The 24,478-nt window shown below is 73.2% G+C and carries 20 protein-coding genes; 7 read left to right on the forward strand and 13 right to left on the reverse strand.

Annotation, left to right across the window (positions count from 1 at the left end):
* The first annotated feature begins 152 nt into the window (after positions 1 to 152).
* The 3 genes from AB0B66_RS40775 (at position 153) to AB0B66_RS40785 (ending at position 3,319) form a co-directional block, all read left to right on the forward strand.
* The gene (locus AB0B66_RS40775) at positions 153 to 890 is read left to right on the forward strand and encodes an ABC transporter ATP-binding protein (protein ID WP_360540516.1); all 738 of its coding nucleotides are present in this window, start codon (positions 153 to 155) and stop codon (positions 888 to 890) included.
* Entirely contained in the window at positions 875 to 2,746 is a 1,872-nt protein-coding gene (locus AB0B66_RS40780; protein ID WP_360540483.1) for a hypothetical protein, read from the forward strand. Before AB0B66_RS40775 ends, AB0B66_RS40780 begins: the two co-directional genes overlap by 16 nt.
* Positions 2,747 to 2,812: 66 nt before the next feature.
* The gene (locus tag AB0B66_RS40785) at positions 2,813 to 3,319 is read left to right on the forward strand and encodes an FBP domain-containing protein (RefSeq protein ID WP_360540485.1); all 507 of its coding nucleotides are present in this window, start codon (positions 2,813 to 2,815) and stop codon (positions 3,317 to 3,319) included.
* 48 nt (positions 3,320 to 3,367) lie between these two features.
* On the opposite strand, the gene AB0B66_RS40790 is transcribed toward AB0B66_RS40785, so the two are convergent.
* Both AB0B66_RS40790 and AB0B66_RS40795 read right to left on the reverse strand, forming a co-directional pair.
* Positions 3,368 to 5,113, reverse strand: a complete 1,746-nt coding sequence (locus AB0B66_RS40790; RefSeq protein ID WP_360540487.1) for a hypothetical protein — start codon at positions 5,111 to 5,113, stop codon at positions 3,368 to 3,370.
* Positions 5,110 to 6,600 (reverse strand): methyltransferase domain-containing protein, encoded by a 1,491-nt coding sequence (locus AB0B66_RS40795; RefSeq protein ID WP_360540488.1) that lies wholly within the window; start codon positions 6,598 to 6,600, stop codon positions 5,110 to 5,112. The genes AB0B66_RS40790 and AB0B66_RS40795 overlap by 4 nt, the downstream gene beginning before the upstream one ends.
* A gap of 187 nt (positions 6,601 to 6,787) precedes the next feature.
* On the opposite strand from AB0B66_RS40795, the gene AB0B66_RS40800 reads away from it, so the two are divergent.
* Both AB0B66_RS40800 and AB0B66_RS40805 read left to right on the forward strand, forming a co-directional pair.
* Positions 6,788 to 7,231 (forward strand): Rrf2 family transcriptional regulator, encoded by a 444-nt coding sequence (locus AB0B66_RS40800; RefSeq protein ID WP_360540490.1) that lies wholly within the window; start codon positions 6,788 to 6,790, stop codon positions 7,229 to 7,231.
* A complete protein-coding gene (locus AB0B66_RS40805; RefSeq protein ID WP_360540492.1) occupies positions 7,228 to 7,812 on the forward strand; it encodes an NIPSNAP family protein in 585 nt (194 codons plus the stop codon). The genes AB0B66_RS40800 and AB0B66_RS40805 overlap by 4 nt, the downstream gene beginning before the upstream one ends.
* Before the next feature lie 63 nt (positions 7,813 to 7,875).
* On the opposite strand, the gene AB0B66_RS40810 is transcribed toward AB0B66_RS40805, so the two are convergent.
* The 6 genes from AB0B66_RS40810 to AB0B66_RS40835 all read right to left on the reverse strand — a co-directional run bounded on the left by AB0B66_RS40810 (position 7,876) and on the right by AB0B66_RS40835 (position 14,109).
* Positions 7,876 to 9,024, reverse strand: coding sequence for a M20/M25/M40 family metallo-hydrolase (locus AB0B66_RS40810; protein WP_360540494.1), 1,149 nt, complete (start codon positions 9,022 to 9,024; stop codon positions 7,876 to 7,878).
* Positions 9,021 to 9,782, reverse strand: a complete 762-nt coding sequence (locus tag AB0B66_RS40815; protein ID WP_360540496.1) for an amino acid ABC transporter ATP-binding protein — start codon at positions 9,780 to 9,782, stop codon at positions 9,021 to 9,023. The genes AB0B66_RS40810 and AB0B66_RS40815 overlap by 4 nt, the downstream gene beginning before the upstream one ends.
* Positions 9,779 to 10,648, reverse strand: coding sequence for an amino acid ABC transporter permease (locus tag AB0B66_RS40820; protein WP_360540498.1), 870 nt, complete (start codon positions 10,646 to 10,648; stop codon positions 9,779 to 9,781). The genes AB0B66_RS40815 and AB0B66_RS40820 overlap by 4 nt, the downstream gene beginning before the upstream one ends.
* A gap of 65 nt (positions 10,649 to 10,713) precedes the next feature.
* The gene (locus AB0B66_RS40825) at positions 10,714 to 11,664 is read right to left on the reverse strand and encodes an ABC transporter substrate-binding protein (protein WP_360540499.1); all 951 of its coding nucleotides are present in this window, start codon (positions 11,662 to 11,664) and stop codon (positions 10,714 to 10,716) included.
* An 86-nt stretch (positions 11,665 to 11,750) separates the two neighbouring features.
* Positions 11,751 to 12,611 (reverse strand): MurR/RpiR family transcriptional regulator, encoded by an 861-nt coding sequence (locus tag AB0B66_RS40830; RefSeq protein WP_360540501.1) that lies wholly within the window; start codon positions 12,609 to 12,611, stop codon positions 11,751 to 11,753.
* 76 nt (positions 12,612 to 12,687) lie between these two features.
* Positions 12,688 to 14,109 carry a pre-peptidase C-terminal domain-containing protein gene (locus AB0B66_RS40835; protein ID WP_360540503.1) on the reverse strand — a complete coding sequence of 474 codons (1,422 nt, stop codon included), beginning with the start codon at positions 14,107 to 14,109 and terminating at the stop codon, positions 12,688 to 12,690.
* Between the two features lie 259 nt (positions 14,110 to 14,368).
* Here AB0B66_RS40835 and AB0B66_RS40840 point away from each other — a divergent pair, with 259 nt between their 5' ends.
* A complete protein-coding gene (locus AB0B66_RS40840) occupies positions 14,369 to 15,568 on the forward strand; it encodes a cyanophycinase (RefSeq protein WP_360540505.1) in 1,200 nt (399 codons plus the stop codon).
* Positions 15,569 to 15,668: 100 nt separating this feature from the next.
* Here the strand turns inward: AB0B66_RS40840 and AB0B66_RS40845 are convergent, their stop codons facing one another.
* Positions 15,669 to 16,622, reverse strand: coding sequence for an NAD(P)-dependent alcohol dehydrogenase (locus AB0B66_RS40845; protein ID WP_360540518.1), 954 nt, complete (start codon positions 16,620 to 16,622; stop codon positions 15,669 to 15,671).
* 115 nt (positions 16,623 to 16,737) lie between these two features.
* On the opposite strand from AB0B66_RS40845, the gene AB0B66_RS40850 reads away from it, so the two are divergent.
* On the forward strand, positions 16,738 to 17,406 hold the full coding sequence (locus AB0B66_RS40850) for a helix-turn-helix domain-containing protein (protein ID WP_360540507.1): 669 nt from the start codon (positions 16,738 to 16,740) through the stop codon (positions 17,404 to 17,406).
* Positions 17,407 to 18,014: 608 nt separating this feature from the next.
* Here the strand turns inward: AB0B66_RS40850 and AB0B66_RS40855 are convergent.
* From AB0B66_RS40855 to AB0B66_RS40870, 4 genes are read right to left on the reverse strand one after another with little or no spacing between them, the layout of a single operon-like run.
* The gene (locus tag AB0B66_RS40855; protein ID WP_360540509.1) at positions 18,015 to 20,495 is read right to left on the reverse strand and encodes a glycosyl hydrolase-related protein; all 2,481 of its coding nucleotides are present in this window, start codon (positions 20,493 to 20,495) and stop codon (positions 18,015 to 18,017) included.
* Positions 20,492 to 21,184 carry an N-acetylmannosamine-6-phosphate 2-epimerase gene (locus AB0B66_RS40860; RefSeq protein ID WP_360540511.1) on the reverse strand — a complete coding sequence of 231 codons (693 nt, stop codon included), beginning with the start codon at positions 21,182 to 21,184 and terminating at the stop codon, positions 20,492 to 20,494. Before AB0B66_RS40860 ends, AB0B66_RS40855 begins: the two co-directional genes overlap by 4 nt.
* An 11-nt stretch (positions 21,185 to 21,195) precedes the next feature.
* Positions 21,196 to 22,875 carry an FAD-dependent oxidoreductase gene (locus AB0B66_RS40865; protein WP_360540513.1) on the reverse strand — a complete coding sequence of 560 codons (1,680 nt, stop codon included), beginning with the start codon at positions 22,873 to 22,875 and terminating at the stop codon, positions 21,196 to 21,198.
* Entirely contained in the window at positions 22,872 to 24,335 is a 1,464-nt protein-coding gene (locus AB0B66_RS40870; protein WP_360540515.1) for a DUF4127 family protein, read from the reverse strand. Before AB0B66_RS40870 ends, AB0B66_RS40865 begins: the two co-directional genes overlap by 4 nt.
* Positions 24,336 to 24,478: the final 143 nt, after the last annotated feature.

Here is a 24,478-nt window from a genome sequence, read left to right on the forward strand (position 1 = left end):
CCGTCCCGCGATGACCAATCTGGACGCTGGCCACAACCGTTCACGCCCGGCAGGCAGTAGGTCCAGGTGACCGGTGACGGCCACGGCCGTCGACTGCCCGCGTACGGCAGTCGGGCGCAGAGAGGGAGCACGTGCAGACACCCGTGTTGGAGATCGTGAACCTGTGCAAACGGTTCGGGGAACGGACAGCCGTCGACGACGTCAGCCTGCGGGTGCCCGCCGGTTCGTTCTTCGGCCTGGTCGGACCGAACGGTGCGGGGAAGACCACCACCCTGTCCATGGCCGTCGGCCTGCTGCGCCCCGACAGCGGCACGGTGCGCGTCGAGGGCCTCGACGTCTGGGCCGACCCCGTCGCCGCCCGCTCCCGGCTCGGCGTCCTGCCCGACGGCCTGGCCCTGCCTGAACGCCTCACCGGCCGCGAGCTGCTGACCTACCTCGGCAGGTTGCGCGGCCTCGCCCCGCGGGTGGCGGCCGGCCGTGCCGATGAGCTGCTGGCCATCCTCGATCTCGCGGGTGCGGACCGCACGCTGGTCATCGACTATTCGACCGGCATGCGCAAGAAGATCGGCCTGGCGGCGGCTCTGCTGCACGGCCCGTCGCTGCTGGTGCTCGACGAGCCGTTCGAGGCCGTCGACCCGGTGTCCGCGCTGACGATCCGCGCGATGCTGCGCCAGTTCATCGCCATCGGCGGCACGGTCGTGCTGTCCAGCCACGTCATGGCCACCGTCGAGCAGCTGTGCGACCACGTCGCCATCGTGCACCGGGGCCGGATCGCCGCGGCCGGGCCACTCGACCGGGTCCGGGCCGGAGCGACGCTGGAGGAACGGCTGGTGGAGCTGGTCGGCGCCGATCTCGATCTCACGCGGAGCCCGTCGTGGTTGGTGTCCTGATCCTGATGAAGCTGCGGGTGCTGGCGAACTCGACCAGCGGCACCCGTGCGGGGGGCCTGCTCCTCGGCACCGTGGCCGGCCTCGCCCTGGCCGTGGCCACGCTCATGCTCGCCGGCACCGAGGCAGGCCCGGCGCTGCGGGCCGACCTGTTCGCGGCGGCCCTGGCGGTGTGGCTGTTCGGCTGGCTGCTCGGCCCGGTCTACACCGGCGGCGGCGACGACTCGATCCGGCCGGAGCAGCTCGCGCTGATCCCGCTGCCGCCGCTGCGGGTCGCCGTTGGGTTCCTGGCCGTGTCGTTCGTCGGTGTCGGCCCGCTGATCAGCCTGGTCGCGTTCAGCGCCCTGGTGGTGTACGCCGCAGGTCTGGGCCTGGCCGCGTTCACCGTCGCGCTGCTGCTGGTGCCCTTGCAGCTCGCCATGGTCGTGGCGCTGTCGCGGTTGATGCTCGCGGCCATGGCGCTGGCCGTGCGATCCCGCCTCAGCGCCGTACTGTCCGCGCTGGTCAACGCCGGCGTGAACGCGACCCTGAACCAGTCGTGGGTGCTGCTGTGGGCAGCGGTGCAGTTCGGGCTCGTCGACCAGGGCCTGCCCGCCGGGTTCTCGACCCTGCTGCGGGTGCTGCCGTCCGGCTGGGCACTGGTGTGCCTCGACGCGGTCGCGCGCGGCGACTGGCCGCTCGCGGCCGCCGCCGGCACGGGCCTGGTCGCCCTGCCCGCCGCCGCGGTGCTGATCTGGTCGCGGCTGCTGCTGCGGCGCACCACGACCCGGCCGGTGCACCGCGGTCCGCACCGCGGCCGCACCCCGCTCCTGGACCGGCTGGACGCGGCCGGGCCGGTCGGCGGCGTCGCCGCCAAGGAACTGCGCACCTGGTCGCGCGACCTGATGCGGCTGCACCTGCGGTGGTTCGCGATCTGGTTCGGGCTCGTCTACACCCTGTGGCCCCTGGCGATCGGCTGGACCGGGCTGCTGCCATGGGCCGGTGTCGTCGTCGCGGTGCTGGCCGCGGCGACGTCGGCGAACCTGTACGGCCTCGACGGCACCGCCCTGTGGCTGACCCTGGTCGACCCCGGCACTGTCCGCGCCGACGTACGCGGACGGCAACTGGCCTGGCTGCTCCAGGTCGCGCCGGTCGCGCTCGCGCTGACGGTGGCGGGGACCGTGCTCGGCGGCGGTGCATGGACGTGGCCGTGGGCGCTGGGGCTGCTGGCGGCGCTGCTCGGCGGCGGGGCCGGTCTGATCGCGTACGCCTCGGTGGTGTTCCTCGTGCCCGGCCCGGAACCGGCCCGGCGCGGCGGCAACCCGCTCGACGCGGGCAACATCTTCGGCCAGGTCCTGGCGATGTTGGTGGTCGTCCCGGTGACCGCGGTCCCCGCCGCAGGTGTCGCGCTGCTCGGCGACCGCTTGGGCAGCCCGCTGCTGAGCTGGGCGGCGGTCGCCGTGGGGCTGGTCACGGGAGCCGCGTGCGCGTGGTGGCTGGGCCGGGCGGCCTACCGGCGGCTGGGTGAAAACGGCCCCGAACTGCTCGGACGCATGTCCGGCGGCGGTACGGCCGGCCCGAGGGCAGGTACCCGCACCGGCCGGGTCAAGCTGCCGCCGCGCCAGGCGGCTCTGGTCACCCTGCTGATGGTCGTGTGCTGGATCCCGCTGTTCCCGCAGGGACTGGTGCCGCTGTACCTGATCTGGCAAGGCAGCGACACCAAGTTGTGGTTCCTCGCCATGCACCTCGGCGATCCGTACCGGGTACCGGTCGCGGCGGCGATGGCCGTGCTCGGTGTGGCCCTGCTGTGGCTGGGGGCCGGGTTGTCGCGGCGATGGGAACGCGCGGCGGCACGCGACCGAGGCGTGCCGGAGCGGTGAACCCCGCATGCAGGGCTTGACGACAGCAGACGGGCCGCGCCGGCCCACCGACAAGACAGGGTGATCATGCAAGCACTGACCGCAGCCGAGATCCGCAACAGCCTGGCCAACACCTCGAAAGGCGAGGCCCAACGGCTGACGCTGCCCGCGCCGCCGGAGCGCCTCGCCTGGACGGAACTGGACTTCCTCGGCTGGCGCGACGCCAAAGCGCCCGGTCGCGCATACCTGGTGGCACCGATGGGCTCCACCGTCGTGGGGCTGGCGCTGAGTGCGACCGTGCCGCCCCGGACCCTGATGCGGTCGAGCATGTGCGAGTTCTGCCACACCATGCACGACGCCGCCTCGATCGCCCTGTTCTCGGCCCGTCTGGCCGGCGCCGCAGGGCGGGCGGGCAACACGGCCGGGACGTACGCGTGCACCGACCTGGCCTGCTCGCTGTACATCCGCAACCTGCGCAAACCGTTCCTGCCGCAACCGCAGGAGACCATCACCGCGCAGGAGCGCATCACTCGCCTGCGGCAGAAGGTGACCGCGTTCGTCACCCGCGTACTCGACACCGACCCGACGCCGTGACCGGACCGCAGAGGCCACCGCAGGTCCGGCCGCAACCGCACGTCGGGATCAGACGGCGAGCTCCGCGGCCAGGGCCGGGTTGGCGATGTCGGACGCCATGGCGCGGGCACGGGCCAGGTGCTGCCCGTCCCCGCCCCGGCTGCGGTGGATCAGCGCCCGCACCGTGAGCTCACGCATCGTGGCCGCGCCGGCAACACGTTCCAGCTCGTCGAGCAGCTCGGCGCCTTCTCGGGTGCCGAGGGTGAGCCGGGCGGCCAGGTCGATCAGGCGCGCTCGCGGCCACAGATACCAGGGTGCCGCCGCCAGGCCGGTACGGCACCAGGCCAGCGCGTCGCGTCCGTCGTGCAGCGCGAGGGTGGCCTGGGCGTGGGAGACGACCGCGACCCAGCACTGGTCGCCGGACTCGACGGTCTGGACCCAGGCGTAGTCGAGCAGCTCGCGCGCCGTCGCGGCGTCGCCCAGGCCGACAGCCGCCTCGGCGCGTAGCGCCTGCGGGAACGGAGTGAACGCGGTCCAGCGTTGCGCGCGGATGTGGCCCAGCGCCTCATCGAGCACGTGTGCGGCCTGGGCGTATTCGCCCCGCAGCAGCCGGACCCGTCCGATCATCGCCTGCGACCAGGAGAGCTGCCGCCGGTTGCCGCTACGGCGGGCCGCGTCGGTGGACGCGCCGAGCACGGCCAGGGCTTCGTCGTACGCGCCGGCGTCGCTGAGGCTCATGCCGCGTACGCCGAGAATCCGCGCGGCTTCGGCCTCGGTCGGGTGCCAGGCCTCGGCCTGGCCCAGCCAGTGCTCGACCTCGGACCGGTGTCCTGCCTGCACGGCCAGGAACGCCAGTTCCCGGCACGCGGCGGCCCCGATCGCCGGGTCGCCGCCGCGGTGGGCGTGCACGAGTGCCTGGTGCAGCAGCATGGTGACGTCGCCGCCCCGGCCGCCGTCGGAGTGGATGAGAGCGGACGCCAGGGCCAGGCGGGCCCGGCCGGACAGGTGCTGGTCGGTGTCGGCCACCCCCGCCACGGCACGGCGCAGCTGGCCGAGCCCGGCCGCGACGGAGCCCGCGGACAGCGACGAGTCCGCGAGGTCGAGCAGGGACCGGACAGCGGCTGCGCTGACCGCGGGCTCGGCCGGAGCCCACGCGGCCGCGGCGGCGACGGCCGCGGGCAGCTCGGCGCCGAGTTCCCGGCGATACAGGTCGGCACATCGGGCCAGGTGGGCGCGTGCAGCCTGGTGGTCGCCGGAGCGCGTCAGACTGGAGACGAGGACCGCGTGCAGGTCGGCGTTGAGCCGGTCGTTTTCCAGTGCCTGTGCCGCGATCACTGCCGCCGCCCACGGCTGCCCGCCGGTCAGCAGCTCGACGGACCGGCGGTGGGCCAGGGCGCGGCAGTCGGCGACGAGCCGCTGCCTTTCCACGCTGAGCCAGGTGTCGAAGGTCGGCGAGTCGTCGAAGCTGAGGCCCTCCAGCAGCTCCCCGTGCAGGACGTCGGCCGGGCCGGGGGCGGCAAGACCCATCACGTCGATGGACACGTCGTGATCGGTGGCGAGGGTCAGCGGGTCCCGGCCGACGGTCACCCGGCCGCCGAGCGCCCTGCGCATCTCGGCCAGGTTCCATCGCAGTGCACCGCGCGGGTCCTCGGCATGCTCGAAGAGCATCGACACCAGGCGCTGCCTGCTCGGCGGGCGCTCGGCCAGGGCCAGGAAGGCCAGCAGCCCCCAGGCCTTGTGGCCGCGGGGGCCGCCGACCGGCGTGCCGTCCTGGACGATCTGCGGCGGGCCGAGCAGCCGGACCACGGTCGTCATGGGCTGTCCGGTCCCGCCGCGGGCGCGGGTGCGCGGCCGAACGTCACGGCTTCGAGCACCGCCTGCGGTGTGCTGGTCCGCAGCTGCCGGTCGGGGACCGCGCCCAGCGCGTCGTTGACGGTGGAGAACGCGATCCGCAGCGCCACATATGCGGTGATCGCCAGGATCTGCGCCTCGTCGAAGCCGACCTCGCGCAGCGGCTGCACGTCCGGGGCTGTCGTGGCGTTCGGGTCGGCGGCGACCCGGCGGGCCCATCGCGCCAACGCCCGTTCCCGGTCGTCCAGGAGGCTGTCGTCGCCGGTGAGGACCCCGGCGCTGACCTGGTCGGACGCCGCCGCCGCCAGTTTGGCTCCCCACGCCAGCGAGCAGTAGGAGTCGCCCAGCGTCGACGTGGCCGCGGTGACCAGGATGCCCCGGTCGCGCACGCTCAGACCGGCCGTCCTGGTGACCCGGCCGAGGGTGGTGAACAGCGACTCCATCGCCTCGATGTCGTGAGCCCACAGCCGCGTGGCGTTCATGACGTACCCTAACTCGGCCTCGTCGTCGGCGTAGGCGGCGCTCGCCCCGGCGCTCAGTTCCACCGGCTCGGCCAGAAACGACGAACCGGCACCGGGCGTCGCCGGGTTCCGGGCGATGAAGCCGACGAGGTTGATCTCCGCTCGCAGCGGCAGCCCCTCGCGGGCGTGCTGGGCGGCCAATTGGGCGGCATCATCGAGGAAACGCTGCTCGCCAAGGGTCTGGATCGCCTCGTATCCCGGCCCGGTGCAGGCCATGGCCCGCGCGTAGGACTCGGGGTCGGCGAACTCCCAGACGAACGGCACGTCCACCCGCCGGACGGCCTCGAACCCGTGGCCTGCCAGCAACTGCTCGCCGACACCGGGTTTGCCCAGGCTGTTCATCGCGGCCTGGTGGGCGACCCGGGACGCGTCCGCCCACAGGAACGGGCGCAGCGCCCAGGCCCCGGGCGAGGCCTTCACGTGGCCCCAGACCGTCATGCCCAGCAGGCCGCCGGGCCGCAGCACCCGACGCACCTCGGCGAGGACCTCCGGTGTGGTGCCCCAGATCCCGCGGAAGCTGGTCACCACATCGAAGGCGCCGTCGGCCCAGGGAAGGTCCCGCATGTCGCCCACCCTGAGATCGGCCCCGCTGCTGCGGTCACGGGCGACGGCGACCAGCCGCGCGGACGCGTCGATGCCCGCAGCCGTCGCTCCCCGCGCCGTGGCGAGCTCGACCGCCAGGCCCGCGCCGCAGGCGACGTCCAGCAGGCGTGTGCCGCCGCCGACTTCGAGGTGCTGGTGCATCGTGACGTACTCGCGGATGTTCTGCGGCTCGTGCAGCGTCGCCGCGTCGGCGCTCTTGCGGCCCCAGCCCTCGTCGGGCAGCTTCCACTGCGGCGTACTGCCGACGTTCGCGCCATGGTGGACAACCTGTTCGCCGGGCGCCGGCTCGGCCTGCGCACTCGGATCTGCTTGCATGTCGGCTCGCATCGGCACACTCCACCTCGCCCTGTACTCCATCAACAGGTTCCACGATCGGCCGGCACCGTGTGACGCGCCGTGTGACGCGAACGCCCATCTCGCGGCGGGGTGGACAGGGCGGGCTGCACCGCATCACGGATCGCGCCGCGGCACCAGGAGACCAGACGTAACAAACTCTGTTGCTTCCAAGGCGATTATGAGCGAGACTGCTCCGGTGGCGGCCAACAGCAGAGTGACGATCGCGGCCCACGTGCTGGCGTGGATGGAACTGGCCCGGCGGCGTGGACGCGAGGTGCTCACCTCGGAGGAGGTGGCCGCCAGCGTCAACACGAACGCGGTCGTCATCCGCCGCAGCCTCGGCGACCTGCAGCGAGCGGGCCTGGTGAGCGCCCGCCGCGGCAACGGCGCCGGCTTCTCCCTCGGCCGGCCGGCAGCGCAGATCACACTGCTGGACATCTGGCTCGCCGTCTCACCGGAGCCGCTGCTCGCACTGCACCACTCCGAACCGAACCTGGAGTGCCCGGTCGGACGCGGCATCCGTCCGGTGCTCGCTGACCTGTACGACGAAGCGACCGACACGTTCCGGGCGGCGCTGGCCCGCTCGACCGTCGCCGACGTTCTGGAAAGGATCCTGTCATGATCCTCGAGCTGCGCCGTTACACCCTGCATGAGGGACGCCGCGACGAGTTGATCGACCTGTTCGACCGCGAGTTCGTGCACCCCCAGGAGGACCTGGGGATGGCGGTGCTGGGCCAGTTCCGCGACCTCGACCGGCCCGATCAGTTCGTGTGGCTGCGCGGATTCACCGACATGGCATCGCGCCGGACCGGCCTTTCGGCCTTCTATTCCGGCCCGGTGTGGGCGGAGCACGGACCGGCGGCGAACGCGACAATGGTCGACTCTGACGACGTCCTACTGCTCCGCGAGATCAAGCCGGTGCCGGTGTTCGACCGGGACGCCGCTGACCACGATTCGATCCTGTACGCGACCATCTGGTACTGGGCCGGCCCCTTCCCCGACCCAGCCGAGATCCCGACCGACACGCTGGCGGTGCTGCGGGCCGAGTACGCCGCGAACGACTTCCCCCGGCTGCCGGTCCGCGAGGGCGAGCATGCGCTGGTCTGGCTCGCCCGGTCCCCGCTGCGGGCAGACATCCCAGCGGAGGTGGTGAAGACCGAGACCTTCCGCCTGCGCCCCACCCACCGCTCCAGCCTCTACTGAGACCCGGCAGCGGGGCAGGTGAGACCGGCCTGCCCCGCGTCCGGGACGCGGGGCAGGTCCTGGTCAGCTGATCCGGTCGATGAGGCCCGCCAGCAGCGCGACCCGCGGAACGACCGAGTCGAGGTCGAGCCACTCGTCCGGGCCGTGGTCGCCGCCGCCGACCGGCCCGAGCCCGTCGAGCACGGCCACACCCGACTCGGCCAGCAGGTTCGCGTCGGCGCAGCCGCCGGTGGCGGCGTGGGTGACGGTCAGGCCCAGTTCGCCGCCGACCTGCTCGGCGGCGCGCAGCAGCGCCGCCGTGCCGGGTCCGCCGGACCACGGCGGGGTCGGCGCGACAACCCGCACGGTGGCGGTGACCCCGTCGACGAGCGGGCTGCCGGCCAGCCGGGTGATGTCGGCCAGCGCCGCCTCGTAGGCGGCCGGTTCGGCCGCGCGCACGTCGACGACCAGGCGCGCCCGGTCGGCCACCACGTTGGGCCGGGTGCCGGCCTGGAGCACGCCGACGTTGACACCCGTGAGGCGTTGCAGCGCCACGGTCAGGTGCGCGGCGGCCAGCGCGGCGTTGGCGCCGCGCTCGGGTTCGATGCCGGCGTGGGCGGCCCGGCCGTGCAGGTCGATCTCGACGTCGGCGACGCCTTTGCGGGCCGAGACGAGATCGCCGTTGTCGCGGGCGCATTCCAGGCACAGGATCGCGTCCGCCTGCTCGGCGAGCCCGGCCAGCAGCGGCCGGCTGCCGATGGAGCCGATCTCCTCGTCGGGGGTGGCGACCAGCGCCAGCTCGCCGAAACCGTCGGCACGCAGCGCGAGGAGGGTCTCGATCGCGGCGAGCCCCGCCAGCAGCCCGCCCTTGTCGTCGCAGACGCCGGGACCGTACGCGCGGCCGGTGGCGCCGTCGACGGTCAGCGGCCGGGCGGCGGCGGTGCCGGGCGGGAACACGGTGTCGAGGTGCGCTGCGAGCAGGATGCGCCGGGTTCCGCGGCCGGACAGCCGGGCCACCACGGCGTCGCCGAGCGGCACGGCGGTGTCGTCGTGGATCGGCACCACCGTGACGTCGAGCCCGGCGTCGGCGGCGTACCCGCTGAACCGGGCGGCGACCTGGCGCAGGCCGGCGACCTGCCGCGACCCGCAGTCGATCTCGACGAGTTCGGCGAGCCTCGCCAGGAACGCCGGGTAGCGGGCCTGGGCGGCGGCGCGCAAAGCGGCGGCGTTCACAGGACCTTCGCCAGGAACGCGCGGGTGCGGTCGTGGCGCGGGTCGCCGAGGACCTGCTCGGGGGTGCCGGCTTCGACGACGACGCCGCCGTCCATGAACACGACCGTGTCGGCGACCTCGCGGGCGAAGCCCATCTCGTGGGTGACCACCAGCATGGTCATGCCGTCGGCGGCGAGTCCGCGCATGACGTCGAGGACCTCGCCGACGAGTTCCGGGTCCAGCGCGGAGGTGGGCTCGTCGAACAGCATCAGCTTGGGCCGCATCGCCAGGGCGCGGGCGATGGCGACGCGCTGCTGCTGCCCGCCGGACAGCATGGCCGGGTAGGCGTCGGCCTTGTCGGCCAGGCCGACCCGGTCGAGCAGGTCCAGTGCCCGCTGCCGGGCTGCCGCTTTCGGTTCGCGCAGCACGTGCACCGGGGCCTCCACGACGTTGCCCAGGGCGGTCAGATGCGGGAACAGGTTGAACCGCTGGAACACCATGCCGATGTCGCGGCGGCGTTCGGCGACCTCGGACTCGCGCAGTTCGTGCAGGCGGTCGCCGCGCTGGCGGTAGCCGACGAGGTCGCCGTCGACCCACAGCCGCCCGGCGGTGACGGTCTCCAGGTGGTTGACGCAGCGCAGGAACGTGGACTTGCCGGACCCGGACGGGCCGAGCAGGCAGCACACCTGCCCCTTGTCGACCTGCAGGTCGATGCCGGACAGGACCTCCAGTTGCCCGAAGCTCTTGCGCACTCCCTCGGCTTTGATCATCGCGGTCACCGGAACATTCCTCCCCCACTGGTGGCGCGGTGGCCGCGGCCGAAGCGCCGTTCGACGAACCACTGCACCACCGACAGGACGCTGACCAGGGCCAGGTACCAGATCGCGGCGACGGCCAGCAGCGGGATGACCTTGTAGTTCTGCGCGTACACGGTCTGCACCGCGGTCATCAGGTCGCGGCCGGCGATGACCGACACGAGGGCGGTGGACTTGAGCATCGTGATGACCTCGTTGCCCATCGGCGGGGCGATCACGCGCATGGCCTGCGGCAGGATGATGCGGCGCATGGTGAGGCCGGGTTTCATGCCCAGGGCGTGGGCGGCTTCGGTCTGTCCCTTGTCGACGGCGAGGATGCCGGCGCGCACGATCTCGGCGGCGTAGGCCATCTCGTTGAGCGACAGCGCGAGCACCGCGGGCACGATGCCGACCATGACGGCGTTGGTCGGCTGGTCGAAGACCGCGATGCCGGTGAACGGGATCGTGATGGTCAGCCGGGGCAGCAGGGCGCCGAGGAAGCCGAAGAAGACGATCTGGACCAGCAGCGGGGTGCCGCGGAAGAACCAGACGAACGCCGCGGCCGACACACGCAGCACCGGGTTGGCCGACAGGCGCATGACGGCGAGCAGCACGCCGCCCGCGGTGCCCAGCAGCATGGCGATCACGGTGAGCAGCAGAGTGGTGCGTACACCTTCGAGGACGAAGTCTTTGAACAGGTATTCGCCGATGGTGTGCGGTTCGAGGTTGGGGCTGCTGAGCAGGGCCGAACCGACCTGGTAGGCCAGCAGCAGCACGACGGCGGCGGCGATCCAGCGGCCGTGGTGGCGTACCGGCACGGCCTTGATCGGCGGTGGGGTGTCGGTTGTCATCGGTGGGGTTCCCTCGGTTGGCGCGGGTGGCGGGCGGTGAGTGCCCGCCACCCGTGGGCGGGCGGTCAGTCGATGGCCTGGTCGATGGTCGCGGTGACCAGGCCGATCTCCTTCTGCTCGTACTGGGCGAGGATCTTGGCGTAGGTGCCGTCGTCGATGAGGGACTGCACCGCGGCCTGGAACGCCTGGGCGAGGTCGGCGCGGGACTTGAGGAAGCCGAAGCCGTTGGGGCTGGCCAGCCAGCCGTTGGGGTTCTGGGCGTCGGCGGCGAGCTGGACCTTGTCCTTGAGCTGCTGCTCGGTGTCGACGAGGTTGACCTTGGTCGCGGCGACGGCGTCGACAGTTCCGGCGAGCAGGGCCTGCACGGCCTGCGGGTTCTCCGGGTACTCCTTGACGGTGATCGCTTTGCCGGCGCAGCCGGTCTTGCTGTATTCGGCCAGGTGCTTGGCCTGGTTGCTGGCCTTCTGCACGGCGACGGTGCGCCCGCACAGCCCGGTGACGTCGTTGATGGACTTGGGGTTGCCCTTGGTGACGAGGAAACCGGTGCCCGAGGCGGAGTAGTCGACGAAGGTGGCGACCTGCTGGCGCTCCTTCTTGTCGGTGATGCCACCGGCGATGGCGTCGTACTTGCCGGCCTGCAGGCCGGGCACGAGGCCGTCGAACGGCTGCTGGCTCCACTGGGCCGTCAGGCCCAGCCGCGCGGCGGCGGCGGTGAGCAGGTCGTAGTCCAGGCCCTTGAACTCGGTGGTGTTGCCCTCGGCCTTGAAGTCGATGAACGGCTCGTAGGGGGCGTTGGTGGCGATGGTGATGGCGCCCTTGCCGCGGAAGTCGGCGGGCAGTTTGGCAGCGACCTTGGCGTCGGTGGTGACGTCGCCGACGCCGGTGATCGCGACGGTGACGGTCGCGGCTGCCGCGGAGTTGCCGGTGGTCGGGGTGTCGGTGGTGCCGCAGGCGGCCGCGGCGAGCGCGACGGCCGCGAGCGCGGCGGTGGACAGGGCGAAACGGCGCGAACGCATGAAGTCCTCCCGGTTACTGAAACTCAGTACCGGGGACTGTAATAGGCGTTACAGAAATTGTGAAGTTACGTTTTGATGTAACAAGATCATTCGAGCAGGCCGTACCGCTGCGCCGCCGTCTCGATGGAGGTGAGCCGCTCCCCCGCAGCCGGACCCAGCCTGGCAATCACCCCGTCGATCAGGGTCTCCAGCACCGCGACCGTGGGCACGAAACTGTCGTACGCCGACGGCGAGTCCACCCGGCTGGGCAGCACCACGTCGGCGACGCCCGCGACCGGCGACAGCCACCGGTCGGTGAACAGGATGATCTTCGCGTCGTGCTCCTTGGCCGCCTGCGCCAGCCGCAGCGTGGGCTGCTCGTAGCGGCGGTAGTCGAACAGCACCAGCAGGTCCCGACGGCCCAGCTCGGCCAGCAGGCCGGCCCGCTCGACCTGCCCCGCGGGCAGCAGCCGGCTGTTGCCGCGGACCTGCACCAGGTGCATCACGAGGTAGTGGGCCAGCAGCGCGGAGAAGCGCCCGCCGTGGCCGGTGACGCGCAGCTGCGGGTCGGCCAGCAGCCGCACCGCCGCCTCCACCTCCGATTCGGGCAGCTCGGCCAGGGTGGCCTCGACAGCCTGGGGCAGCACCCGCCGCGCGCGTTCCAGCGCCCCACCGGGCGCGGTCGGCGGTTCGGCGGTGTAGGCGGCCAGCGGGGAGGTGTCACGTTCGGCGAGCTCGTCGCGCACCGCCTTCTGGAACTCGGGATGCCCGCGAAACCCCAGCCGGTTGACGAAGCGCAGCACCGTCGGCCCGCTCACCCCGGCCCGCTCGGCCAGCACCGCCACCGTCTCCAATGCGGCTGCGGGGTACGCCGCCAGCAGCACCCGGGCCACTCGGCGCTCGGCCGGGCTGCACTCGCCCAGCCGGGCATGGATCATCCCGGCGACGCCGTGCTCGACTGCGGTCATCTGCCACCTCCGCCGCACAGCGTAGCCACGCCCGGGCAGGGGTCCCCGCCCGGCGCGCGCCGGGCGGGGACGCCGGTCACTTGGTCACGGTGCAGGAGTAGGCCGCCGAGCCGGAGCCGGAGTAGGACTCCAGCTCCACGTAGACGGTGGCGCTGCCCGAGGCCGTGCGGGTGTAGGTCAGCGACTCGTCGGCTCCGGCGCCGTCGTTGACCGAGCGGACCAGGGTGCTGCCGGAGGAGTTGAGCAGGTACAGGTCGGCGTCGTAGGCCGACGGGATCGCGCAGTTCACGGTGATGGTCTGGCCGGAGGCCAGGGTGGTGGCGAAGTAGTCACGGTCGGAACTGCTGCCCATGTTCCCGGTGACGGTCGCGGGATAGGTCAGCGACGCGATGCTGTTGGCGGCCGAGCGGGAGTCGTTCGGCTCGAACTCGGCGTAGCTGGACCCGCCCCCGCCGCCGCCGGGCGGCGGGCAGGAGGTGAGCGGGGTGCCGTTGTACAGGTTGGACTCGGCCACCCCGTTGGTGACGCTGCGCAGGTAGTAGCCGCAGCTCGGACGGTTGGCGAAGTCGTAGCTCTGGCCGCCGGTCAGCTTCCAGATCTTGAAGTTGGAGAAGCTGAGCGACTGCCCGGCCGAGGCTCGTTCGGGCTGGTGGTCGCCTAGCACGACATATGCGCTCGGGCCGCTCAGCGTCGCCTTGCCCGCCGCGTCGATGAACAGCGACGCCCCCTCCTCGACCCCGACGCCCCAGGCCGAGCCGCCGCTGACCAGTCCGTCCTTGATGGATCGGGCGACAAAGGCCATCAGCCGGCCCATCCGGTCGCGGGCGACGAAGTGCGAGTCGTTGACCGTGTCGGCGTAGTGCGGCCACTCGAACATGCCGGTGGTGAAGCTGATGTAGCTGTCGTACGGGTCGGCCAGGGCCTCCGACGACAGCACGCTGCCGGTGCAGGCGTCGTAGACGACGTCGCTGTTGATGTGGTGCCCGGCGCTGCCGCCGCCGACACCGCCGCCCTTGGCGACCACCGACTGCACCGAGGCCCGCAGCGAGGTGCCCTTCCAGTTCGCGTAGCGGCACTGGTCGCCGCCGGCGAAGTAGACGAACTCGGCGTTGCGGATGTCGGTGTTGACCTGGGTGTTGTTGCCGTCGTTGGCGCTGGTCAGGGTCAGCGTCGTGCAGGAATTGACGTTGGCCAGCCCCACGATGGTGTCGCACTCGGGGGTCTTGCTGCCCGAGGTGGGCGCGGATCCGGCCAATACCGCGACGTCGATGCTGCCGCTGCCGCCGCGGATCGCGTCGATCGCCTTGGTCATGGTCGCGGTGACGACCCCGCCGGAGCCGTTCATCGTGTACGCCGGGCCGGACCAGGTGGTGCGGCTGACGTCGGTGGCGCTGCCCTGGCGGACCCGGGTCACGGCGGCGTGCGCCGGGGTGCCGATCAGGGTGCCTGCCAGCACGGCGACGGCTGTCGCGGCGGCCAGGCGGGACATGGGGGGCATAGATCCTCCTCGACGGATCCCACCACGCTGGTGATGTAACACACAGTACAGACACGGCCAATTCTTGTACATGTGTAGTTCCTATTACTTACGAACTCGTAACATGCATTACATCTAGACTATGAGTACAAGCTCTTGTAACGTGCTCTCGCGTCGCCCACCTGGCGCCGACACCCAGTCCGGCTCCGCCCGCCGTTTGGAAACCCAGTTCCCACCACGCGGCGGCGGGCGGAGCCTCCCATCCCCCGGGAGGCACCCCATGACCCGCAGACGCACTGTCCTAGCCGGAGCCCTCGGCGCAGCCGCCCTCACCGCGTTCGGCCCCGCCGCACCCGCCGCCGCCAAGGCCTGCCGCGGCCCGCTGATCCTCGTCGGCGGCTCGCTGGCCGACGACAACACCGAGATCTACGGCGAGATCGTCCGCCGCGCTGGCGGCGCGACCGCCCGCATCGGCGTGCTCACCGCCGCCTCCGTCCCGCCCAGCCAGGACCCCGACGCCGGCTCCCCCGACGCGGTCAACAGCGAGACCAACGGGCAGTACTACGCCGACCTGCTGCGCTCCCACGGTGCCGGCGAAGCCGTCTGGATCCCCGTCGACCTCGACCGCCTCGACGCCGCCGACGATCCCGCCGTCGCCGCGCTGGCCGCCGGCTGCACCGGCTTCTTCTTCGGCGGCGGCGACCAGTTCCGCTACATCACCACCCTGCTGCACGGCGACGCCCACACCGACACCCTCGTGCTGGCCGCGATCCGCCGCAGCCACGCCGCGGGCGCCGTCATCGCCGGCAGCAGCGCCGGAGCCCAGATCCAGCAGGGCGCCGACATGGTCACCGGCGGCGAGAGCTATGAAGCCCTGCGCGACGGCGCGTTGCCGGGCTACTTCGACGACCCGAACACCAGCGGCTACTGGCCCGCGGGCGGGTTCGGGTTCCTGCGCTCCGGGCTGATCGACACCCACTTCTCCGCGTACGCCCGCCTCGGCCGCGCCGTCCAGCTCGCGAAAGACACCGGCCACGACCGGGTCTACGGCCTGGACCCGAACACCGCGCTGCTGGTCACCGACCCGGGCAGCCGCGACGAGCGCGGCCGCGTGCTGGGCGCCGGCGGCATCAACGTGCTCGACCTGCGCGACGGCGTGCGCTGGAGCCACCTGACCGCGGGCTTCACCTACTCCCCCGCCGACTGGCGCATCCGCGTGCCGAACACGCTACGCGAGCTGCGCCCCGACGGCACGCAGGCCGTCGCCGACAGCGACGACATCTTCGGTGACGACGTCGCGACCGCGCTCGCCCTGGAACTGGCCGGTTCCCGCGACCGCAGTGCCATCGGATACACCCGCCAGCAGGACCCGCGGTTCGCGGTGACGCTGGCCAAGCACCGCGGATTCGCCGCGTACACCGCCGACGGCCACACCGCGGCCGCGTTCCAGGGCCTCGCCGTCCACATCCGGCAGGCCTGACGGGGGAACGGGTCCGGCTCGCCATCGCGCGCCGGACCCGCCCTCACCAGGGCGTGCCGGCCGGCGTCGACGCATGACGGGCACGGTCCACCCGTCGGCGTCAGATCGAGACGACGATCTTGCCGCGTACGCCGCCGTCCTCCAGTGCCTGGTGCGCGCCCGCGATGTCAGCCAGCGGGAAGACCCGGTCCACGACCGGCCGCACCGCGCCCCGCGCCACCAACGCCGCGAGCCGGTCCAGGTCGGCGCGGCGCGGATTGCCGCTGAAGAACCGCACCCGCCGGGAACCGTGCACCGCCGAGGCGGCCACGTATCCCAGTGACGCGACCACGCGATCGAGGTCGAACGAGATCGCGACCATCCGGCCGCCGCCCGTCAGCCGGCTCCGGTAGGCCCGCAGCTGCGTACCGACCGTGTCCACGACCACGTCGAACCGGCCGAGGTCGCCGGGTGTCACCGCCCGGTAGTCGATGCACTCGTGCGCGCCGAGATCCCGTACCAGGTCGAAGGTCCGCGCGCCGGCCAGCGCGGTCACGTGCGCGCCCAATGACCGGCCGAGTTGCACCGCGATGCTGCCGACCCCGCCCGCGGCACCGCGGACCAGCAGCCGTTCCCCCTGCCGCAGCCCCGCCTTGTCCACCAGTGCCGTCACCGCCGTGGTGCCGACCCCGGCCAGCGCCGCGGCCTGCTCGAACGTCAATCCGTCCGGGATCGGGGCCACCCGGTCGGCGGCGATGGCCGCGTACTCGGCCGCCGCGTTCATCGCGCGGCTGACGCCCCACACGGGCTGGCCGACGGAAAGGCCGGTCACGCCGCTGCCGAGGGCCTCGATCCGGCCCGCCAGGTCGAGGCCCAACTGCTTGGGGAAACCCCGCCCGACGAGCAGGCCCGTGACCGCCTTGACCCTGCCCGCCCTGCCGTAAAGCTCGCCGCCGTTGACGCTGGTGGCGCGCACCCGCACGAGCACCTGGCCGGGTCCGGCCGCCGGTCGTGCGACGTTGCCTTCGTACAGCACCTCGGGCGGGCCGTACCTGTCGTAGAGCGCGGCGCGCATCTGTGCCACTGGCTTGCCTTCCTGTCACTGTGACCCGGACGTTCCGGGAGCTCACGCGGGACGACGCTAGCCGCTCAAACGGACAGGGCAATCCGTTTAAGCTAAAGTGAGGAGGATGAGCACGCGATCTTCTCGGTTGCCCGCCGCCCCAGGCCGCCCCCGCTCCGACGCGGCACGCAACCGGGCTCGGCTGCTCCAGGCGGCCGGCGAGGCGTTCGCCACGGCCGGGTTCGACGTGCCCATGGCGGCGATCGCCCGCCGCGCCGGGGTCGGCATGGCAACCCTCTACCGGCACTTCCCCACCCGCGAGCAGCTGGTCACCGAAGTCTTCGCCGACCGGTTCCAGGCCTGCGCGGCGGTGGCCGACGAGGCGTTCGCCGACGATGACCCGTGGCGCGGGTTCTGCACGCTCGTGACCAAGGTGTCCGCCATGCAGGCCGCCGACCGCGGCTTCACCGCCGCGTTCCTGACCGCATACCCGGACGCGGTCGATCACGAACAGGCGCGGGCCCGCGCCGAGGACGGGTTCGTGCGGCTGATCGATCGGGCCGTGGCGGCAGGGGCGCTGCGCCCCGACTTCGCCGTCGCGGACCTGATGCTGCTGCTGGTCGCCAACGACGCGGTCATCGCCGCCGCACCCGCGGGCCAGGCCCCGGCCGCGTCACGGCGGCTGGTGGCGTACCTGCTGCAGTCGTTCGCGGCCGGACACACTCGGCCGCTGCCCCCGCCGCCGCGCCTGCGCCTGCACCACGTGCACCAGCCCCGCACGGGCCGATCCGGCTGAGCGGCCCACACAGCACAAGGTCACCGCTGGTCGCCCTCGATGCGTCGTCCGTCTCCGGCGACAGGACGGAGCCGGCCTGCCCGAGCGAGCGAGCAATGACGGTGCGGCATCGTTGATGATTCAGCCTGTCCGATGTGATGTGCGCGTCGAACGACCGTCCCACGAGCCAGCCATGATCTCTGGTGTCACGTAGCCTCGTCGGGTGGCGTACTTCGTTTCCTTGACCGCGGACGAAGCAGCATCAACCGTCGGCCAGCTTCGGATTGATCAACGCCTGACTGTCGCCCTGCGTCGCGGCCAGCAGCCCGCTGGTGTGGACTCGGCAGGTCCACCTGAAGATCGCCGACGCGGTGGCGACGGCGGTCGGCCGCCCGCGCCGCACCGGCAGGGCGTCGATCCGTCGTCAAGCTGTCCACGGGCACTCCCTGACCATGCGTCGAACGCGACCGCCGGCAGCAGCTCGCCACCTCGCAACGCAGCGGTACCAGACGCCGACGGTGGCGGCGACCCAACGTCGTCGACGCTGGTCGCCGCCACCGCTGACGGCCGGATCGCAGGATAGGCGTGAGAGCGGTTTCAGCAACAGCGCTCCGCCGAACACCCCCGGCTCAGCGCACCCGCAGCGAGCGCACCTCGTACGGCCCGAGCACCAACGCCCCCGGGTCCGGCTGTCCGGCCACCGGCTCCTCGGCCAGCGAGCATTCGGCGACGGTCCGGCCGTCCAGGCCGGTGATCGCCGCGGTGACCGCCTCGCCGGTCACGTTGGCGACCCGCAGCACGATCCCGTCGCCGTCGTCGGCAGGCTTCACTGCGGTCACCGTCGCGCCGGTCACGCCGACACCGTCGGCCTGAACCGGGACCGGGCTGCCGAAGCGCAGCTGCCAGGCCCGCAGCGGGGCACGGTGCAGCGCGGCCGCGTACGCCATGTCCTGCTCGCCGGTGTCGAGCACGACTCCGATCGCGGCGTCGACCCGGCGCAGGCACTGCGCTTCGGGGGTCGGCAGCTCCGGACCCGCGCCGGTGGTGCGCGAGCGCAGGTCGGGACGCGACAGCCAGCCGGTGGCCCGCAGCACGGTCACCGCCAGCTCGGGCGCGCCGGCCGGGAGCAGGCACTGCACCTCGGGCAGCCCCGCCGTCAGCACGCCCACCCCGCCGGTCGCGGCCCAGGTGTGCACGGGCGCGACAGCGCAGTCGGCCTCGTACGCCCGCTCGGTCGGCAGCGGCCCGAGCGGCGGCGACAGCGGACGCCGCAGCACGGAGAAGTGCGTGTCGGCGGCCCAGTCCGCGGCCGCCGCGGTCGGGAAGTGCGCTCGCAGCCGGTGGTCGCCGACGGTGTTGTCGAACGCGACCGCCCAGTCGAGCCGGTCGACGCCGCGCCACAGGGTCGCGGTGACGGTCACCGCGACCGGCTCGCGCTGCTCGGCGCGGGCCGAACGGTCGGCCGACAGCCCCTGGGGCAGGTCGAGCACGGCGTCGACGTGCCACACCTGGCGCACCGGGGTGCACACCGCGCGCACCCCGGTCACCCGCGGGGTGACCTGCTCGTCGTCGCGGGGTGGGTCGTAGTTGTAGGTGTCTCCGGCGTCGCCGCCGTCGACCAGCCGCGCCAGGCCCGGCAGCACTCGGTCGGTGCGGGTGTCGGTCAGGGTGAGCGACGCGTCCTGCGCGACGTCCACGCGCCACGGGTGCGCGAGCGGCTCAGCCTGCTCGGCGGGTGAGTCGCCGAGCAGGACCTGGTAGCCGCGCCGCCCGCTGGGGCCGACCTCGGCGACGAACACCAGCCGGTGGCGGGCGGCGGGCCGGGTGTCGGGCGGCAGGTCCAGGTCGGCGCAGAACAGCGGCGTGTGCTCCGGTTCGGACACCTCGAACGGCACGTCGGCGCCGTCGGCGTCGCACAGCCCGACGACGTGGCGGCCCGGGGCGCTGAACACGTCCAGCTCGACCGGGCCGCGTACGGCACGCGGGTGCGGGTTGGCCACCAGCACCGACAGGCTATCGGCCGACGGCTCGCCGTACAGGCGGGTGTCCAGGCCCAGCTGCTGCAGGCTGCGGGCCAGCAGGTGCTCGCCGACCTGGGTGACGCGTTCGAAGCGGACCTCGTTCTCGCGGTGCACCTCGTCGACCGAGCAGCCGCAGATCGAGTCGTGCGGGCTGTTGGCCAGCAGCAGCTCCCACGCGTGGCGCAGCATGCCGACCGTCGAGGCGCTCGCGCCGGTCTGCGCGAGGTACGGCTCCACCCACGACTCCAGCAGCGTCTGCGCGGCGACGTTGGCCTGCTTGAGATACATCCGCGAGGACAGGGTGCCCGGCAGCAGGAACGTCAGCCAGCCGCCCGGATACCGCAGCTCGCCGTCGACGACGGGCGCGCCTTCGCGGTCATGCCCGGGGTCGGCGAAGAACTCCGCCAGGGTGCTGTGGGTCAGCGCCGGGTCGGGGCGGTCCAGCGCCGGGGCGAGGTGGTCGGCGCCGTTGAGCAGCAGCTGCGGGCCGTCGCCGGCCCGGTCGCGCTGCTTGGCGGCGTACGCCTCGATCCGTTCGGCCAGGCCGTCCTCCTGCCAGAGCACGTCGGGTTCGTAGTAGCACTGGTTGACGGCGTAGACCTCGGAGCCGTCCGGGGAGCGCCACCGGAACCGGGCGTGCTGCGGCGGCGCGCCGCGCCACACCAGCGCGGTGTCCAGGCCGAAGCCACGCAGGATGCGGGGCAGGTCGGCGGGGTGGCCGAACGAGTCGGGGCAGTATCCCACGGTGGCCAGACCCGCTCCGCCGGCCACGCGCCGTGCGGCGAGCAGGTTGCGGATCAGGTTCTCGCCGGAGACGAGCTGGTTGTCGGCCAGCACGTGCCACGGGCCGATGGACAGCCGGCCGGCGCGGGCGTGGTCGCGTACGCGCCGGGCCAGGGCCGGGTCGATCGCTTCGACGTCGGTGACGGTGATGGTCTGCCCGTCGAGGTGGAACGACGGCAGGCGCTTGTCGTCGAGGGCGTCGCAGACCTGCTCGACGAGTTCGACCAGGCGGGCCCGGAACGCCTCCATGGGCCGGTACCACTCGCGGTCCCAGTGTACGTGGTTGACGACGTGCAGGGTGCTCATGCTTGCTCCTGGCGCAGGGCGGCGGCGAAACGGGCGGTGATGTGCGACGGCCGGGTGATCGCGGTGCCGACGACGACGGTGTGCGCGCCCAGCCGCAGGGCGTGGGCGCACTCGTGCGGGCTGGTGAACCGGCCTTCGGCGGCGAACGGGATGGTCAGCGCCTCGGCGAGCCGGGCGACCAGGTCGAGGTCGGGCCCGGCGGGCGGCGGCTGCGGGCCGGTGTAGCCGGACAGGGTGGTGCTGACGATGTCGACGCCCGCATCCTGGGCGGCCAGTGCCTGGGCGACGGTCGCGACATCCGCCATGATCATTGTTTGGCGTCTGCTGCGTATCTCCCCGACCGCCGAGGCGAGGGTGTGCCCGTCAGGGCGGGGCCGGTCGGTGCCGTCGATCGCGACGATGTCGGCTCCGGCGTCGGCGACGGCGAGCGCGTCGGCGACGGTCGGGGTGATGTAGACGCCGTGGCGGCCCTGCTTGACCAGGCCGATGAGCGGGGTGCCCGGCATCGCGGCGCGGATCGCGGCGATGTCGGCCAGGCCCTTGGCGCGGATGCCGACGGCGCCGCCGTCAGCCGCGGCCAGGGCCATGGCGGTCATGTGCACGGGCGCGTCGAGGGGTTCGCCGGGCTCGGCCTGGCAGGACACCACGAGTCCGCCGCGCAGCGCGGCGAGCAGGGGCTGGCTGGTCACGGTCGCGCCGATCACCGCAGGCCCGCCAGTGCGGCGGCGGCCCGCTGCCGCCAGGTGGCGGCGTCGGTCGCGGTTGACGTGCTCAGACCGAGTGCGCCCCGTACCGTCTCCGCGGCCGATTCCAGCGCCGCCGTGTCGGCGGTGCCCGGCTCGTCGTCGGGGTGCACGTGCAGCCCGGCGGCCAGGTCGGCCTCTAGCGCGCCGTACGCGGCCAGCAGGTGCGCGGCCGCGAACAGCTCGTCGTCGGCGGTGACGTCGGCGATCCAGGACAGCGGCACGCCGTGGCGGGCCAGGTCGTGCTGGGCGGTGGCCAGCAGCCCGGGGGTGTCGACGACCTGCCGGGTGCTGCTGCCGGACGCGCAGGCCACGGCGGCGATCGCCCCGGCCGCCTCGCCGACGGCCCACTCTCCGACGTGGACGCGGTAGGCCGCGGCGGCTATCTGCGTGGCGGCGAGGTTCTTCGCGCCCATGAGCAGGTTGGACACCCGTCCGGCCAGGGCGCGGGCCGGGATCGTGAACGGGGCGGTCTCCTGGTACACCGGTGCCGGGTGGCCGGTGCGCTCGTGCAGGTCGATGTGGTACCAGGCGACGCCGACCGCGCCGTCCAGGTGCCGGGCGCGGGCGCGTCCTGCGACAGGCAGCAGGTCGTGGCCGGTGACCGGCCGGTCGTGGCGCAACCGGCGGGACTCGCGCAGGTACGGCGCGGCCGCGTAGCCGTCGGCGGTGCCCGCCTCGGCGGCGGCCAGGCGCAGCCCGGGGTAGCCCCGTCCGCCGTCCTCTCGCGGCGCTTCGGTGCGCAGCCAGTGCACGAACGCGGCGGTCAGGTCCCGTCCTGCCTTCTCCGCGCCGACCGGGTCGCCGATCGGGTCCTGCCCGGCGCAGTCGTTGCTGGCCCAGTTCAGCACAATGAGTTCGGGCCGGTCGGCGCGCAGCCGGCGGTAGGTCCAGAACGGCGGCTTGCCGTCGGGCCCGTCGGTGAACATGCGGTAGCGGTGCACGCCGCCGTCCCAGCCGGCGATGTCCAGGCCGCAGTGCTCGCGCAGCTCGTCATAGCGGGCCGGTGCCGCGCCGGGGTCGTCGCCGTCGTGCTCCGGGTGGTAGGTCAGCAGCGCGCACCAGGTGAACGACTGCTGGGCGAGCGGGTCCGGGCCGCCGGGCACGGCATACGGTTCGGCGTACGCGTCGAAGCCCTCCGAGCCCAGCGTCCAGTCCTCACCGGACAGCGGCAGCAGGTCACCGCGCTCGGTGGCGTCGACGAACACCGTCGCGGCGAGCCGGGTGCCGTCGCTGAACTCGATCGCGGTGATCGTGTCGCCGTCGCGGTCCACGCCGACCGGCGCGAGGTTCAGCCGGACCCGGACCCCGTGCTCGGCGAGCTGCTGCTCCATGACGGACTGGCCGACGGCGGGCGGAAAGCACAGTCGGCTGACCCAGCCCTCACCCGGGTTGGCCGCTCCCCCGCACGCGGCGCGGATCCGGTCGCGAAACTGCCGGTAGGACGCCGAGACCCCGAACGTCTCCACGTGCGGGTGCTCGTCGAGGGCGCTGACGAGCTGGGTGGTGACCTGCCCGCCGATCCGGTCGAGTTCCTCGGTGAGGATCACCGACGCCCCGGCGCGGGCGGCGGCGATCGCCGCGGCCACCCCGCCGAGCCCGCCGCCGACCACGACGACGTCTGCCTGCGTTGTCATTGCTCCTGCTCCACATCGATGTCGATCTCAAAGGTGCGCCGCCAGGGCAGCGCGATGCTGCCGGGGCGGATCCGCCAGCCGGGCATGGGGTTCAACTCCCGCCACCGCGCGGTGACCAGGTCCTCGATGCGGGACTCGACGCCGCTGCCAGGCGCGACCTCGTCGTGGCGGGTCGGGTCCGCGCCCAGCTCGGCGCGGATCACGGCGCGGGCGTGGGACATGTAGGCGTGGTCCTCGGCGACCCGGTGGGCCAGCAGCCGGGCGTGGGCACGCCGGTCCAGGGTCCCCGCCGCGCTGCCGGTCAGGTATGCCACCAGGTGCGCGGCGGCGGTGCCGATGCTGTTGCCGGCGGTGTTCCAGCCCGCGTACCCGGCAAGCCGGGCGAGCAGCCCGCGGCCGGTCAGCTCGGCCAGCAGCGCCGGGTCGGCGCCATTGGGAGCGGCGCAGTCGGCCAGCGCCACGGTCCGGCCGTCGGCAAGCAGCCGCTCGACGAGCGCGGCGGTCGCGGCCGCTGCGGCGGTGTCGAGGTGCTGCGGCGGGTTGACGGCCCAGTCCACGCCGCCGGGTTGCGGCGCGTGCACGACGAGCACCGCCGAGGCGTCTGCGACGACGCGGGCTCCGGCGGCGGCGAGTTGGCTGGCGGCCCCGGCTCCGACGGGCACCGCCTCGTACGGCGCGATGCGCTGGAGTCCGGCCGGGTCGGCGCAGGTCACCGATACAGCCGGGGTCAGGCCGGTGGCGTGGGCGAGGGCGCGAGCCGTCAGCACGGTGGCGGTCTCGTCCGCGCCGGGGTGGGTGAGCACCGCGCCGGCCGGTTCCAGCCAGCCGGACCAGGCGCGCAGCCACTGCCATTCGGCGGTGCCGACGGCGTCGGCCGACGAGTCGTCGGCTCCGATGACGAGGGTGCGCAGCACCCCGTCGGCAGCCAGCTGCAGCGCGTGCTGGTTGAGCAGGTGGTTACGGTGGCGGCGGCGCAGGAAGTCGCGGCGTGCCACGGCGGGCACGGTGCCCGGGTCGGGCGGGGCGACGCGGTCACGCAGCGCCCGGTGCAGCCCGGCCGAGTAGCGGTGCAGCGCCCGCCCGTGGGTCGCCCAGTAGGCAGGCTCCTCCCCGTCGTCGTCGGCGTCGGGGGTGCGCTGCACCACCGTCGCGGCGTGCACCGGATGCGCCAGTCCGGCCAGCACCTTCCAGCGTTCGAGGACATCGGTGACGGGTTCGTCGCTGAGCCGGGAGGCGATCAGGCCGCCGTGGCCCAGCGTCTCCAGGCACACCACGGCCGCGTTGGCGGTTGTGCCGCGCAGCCACCGGGAGATCGCGTCGGGGTGGCCGGGGGTCTTCTTCTCCGGGAGCACGGGTCGCGGCGGGGTCAGCACCCGCGCGCCGGCCACTGCGGCGACCAGGTGGGGCAGTTTGCGGCAGGCGGGGCGGTCGTCGAGCGGAACGAGCGCGATGGTGATCACTGCGGCTCCTCGGCGATGGCGGCGGCCCCGAGCAGCGCGGCGTCCGCGCCGAGCGCGGTCGCCAGCACGGGCACGTCGGCGCGGATCGGCATGGCGGCCGCGCGGGCGGCGGGCACGGCCGCGGCCAGCAGTTCCGGCACGGC

This window comes from Catellatospora sp. NPDC049111, assembly GCF_040648615.1.
In the GTDB taxonomy this organism is placed as follows: Bacteria; Actinomycetota; Actinomycetes; order Mycobacteriales; family Micromonosporaceae; genus Catellatospora; species Catellatospora aurea.

What these genes read in the sequence shown, in the direction of transcription:
- AB0B66_RS40805 (WP_360540492.1), top strand. Translation starts at nt 7,228, where the DNA reads ATGATCCTCGAGCTGCGCCGTTACACCCTGCATGAGGGACGCCGCGAC.
- AB0B66_RS40845 (WP_360540518.1), bottom strand. Translation starts at nt 16,622, where the DNA reads ATGCGCGCCGCGCTCTACGACAGGTACGGCCCGCCCGAGGTGCTGTAC.
- AB0B66_RS40830 (WP_360540501.1), bottom strand. Translation starts at nt 12,611, where the DNA reads ATGACCGCAGTCGAGCACGGCGTCGCCGGGATGATCCATGCCCGGCTG.
- AB0B66_RS40795 (WP_360540488.1), bottom strand. Translation starts at nt 6,600, where the DNA reads ATGCGAGCCGACATGCAAGCAGATCCGAGTGCGCAGGCCGAGCCGGCG.
- AB0B66_RS40850 (WP_360540507.1), top strand. Translation starts at nt 16,738, where the DNA reads ATGAGCACGCGATCTTCTCGGTTGCCCGCCGCCCCAGGCCGCCCCCGC.
- AB0B66_RS40865 (WP_360540513.1), bottom strand. Translation starts at nt 22,875, where the DNA reads ATGACAACGCAGGCAGACGTCGTCGTGGTCGGCGGCGGGCTCGGCGGG.
- AB0B66_RS40855 (WP_360540509.1), bottom strand. Translation starts at nt 20,495, where the DNA reads ATGAGCACCCTGCACGTCGTCAACCACGTACACTGGGACCGCGAGTGG.
- AB0B66_RS40785 (WP_360540485.1), top strand. Translation starts at nt 2,813, where the DNA reads ATGCAAGCACTGACCGCAGCCGAGATCCGCAACAGCCTGGCCAACACC.
- AB0B66_RS40800 (WP_360540490.1), top strand. Translation starts at nt 6,788, where the DNA reads ATGAGCGAGACTGCTCCGGTGGCGGCCAACAGCAGAGTGACGATCGCG.
- AB0B66_RS40840 (WP_360540505.1), top strand. Translation starts at nt 14,369, where the DNA reads ATGACCCGCAGACGCACTGTCCTAGCCGGAGCCCTCGGCGCAGCCGCC.
- AB0B66_RS40820 (WP_360540498.1), bottom strand. Translation starts at nt 10,648, where the DNA reads ATGACAACCGACACCCCACCGCCGATCAAGGCCGTGCCGGTACGCCAC.
- AB0B66_RS40825 (WP_360540499.1), bottom strand. Translation starts at nt 11,664, where the DNA reads ATGCGTTCGCGCCGTTTCGCCCTGTCCACCGCCGCGCTCGCGGCCGTC.
- AB0B66_RS40835 (WP_360540503.1), bottom strand. Translation starts at nt 14,109, where the DNA reads ATGCCCCCCATGTCCCGCCTGGCCGCCGCGACAGCCGTCGCCGTGCTG.
- AB0B66_RS40790 (WP_360540487.1), bottom strand. Translation starts at nt 5,113, where the DNA reads ATGACGACCGTGGTCCGGCTGCTCGGCCCGCCGCAGATCGTCCAGGAC.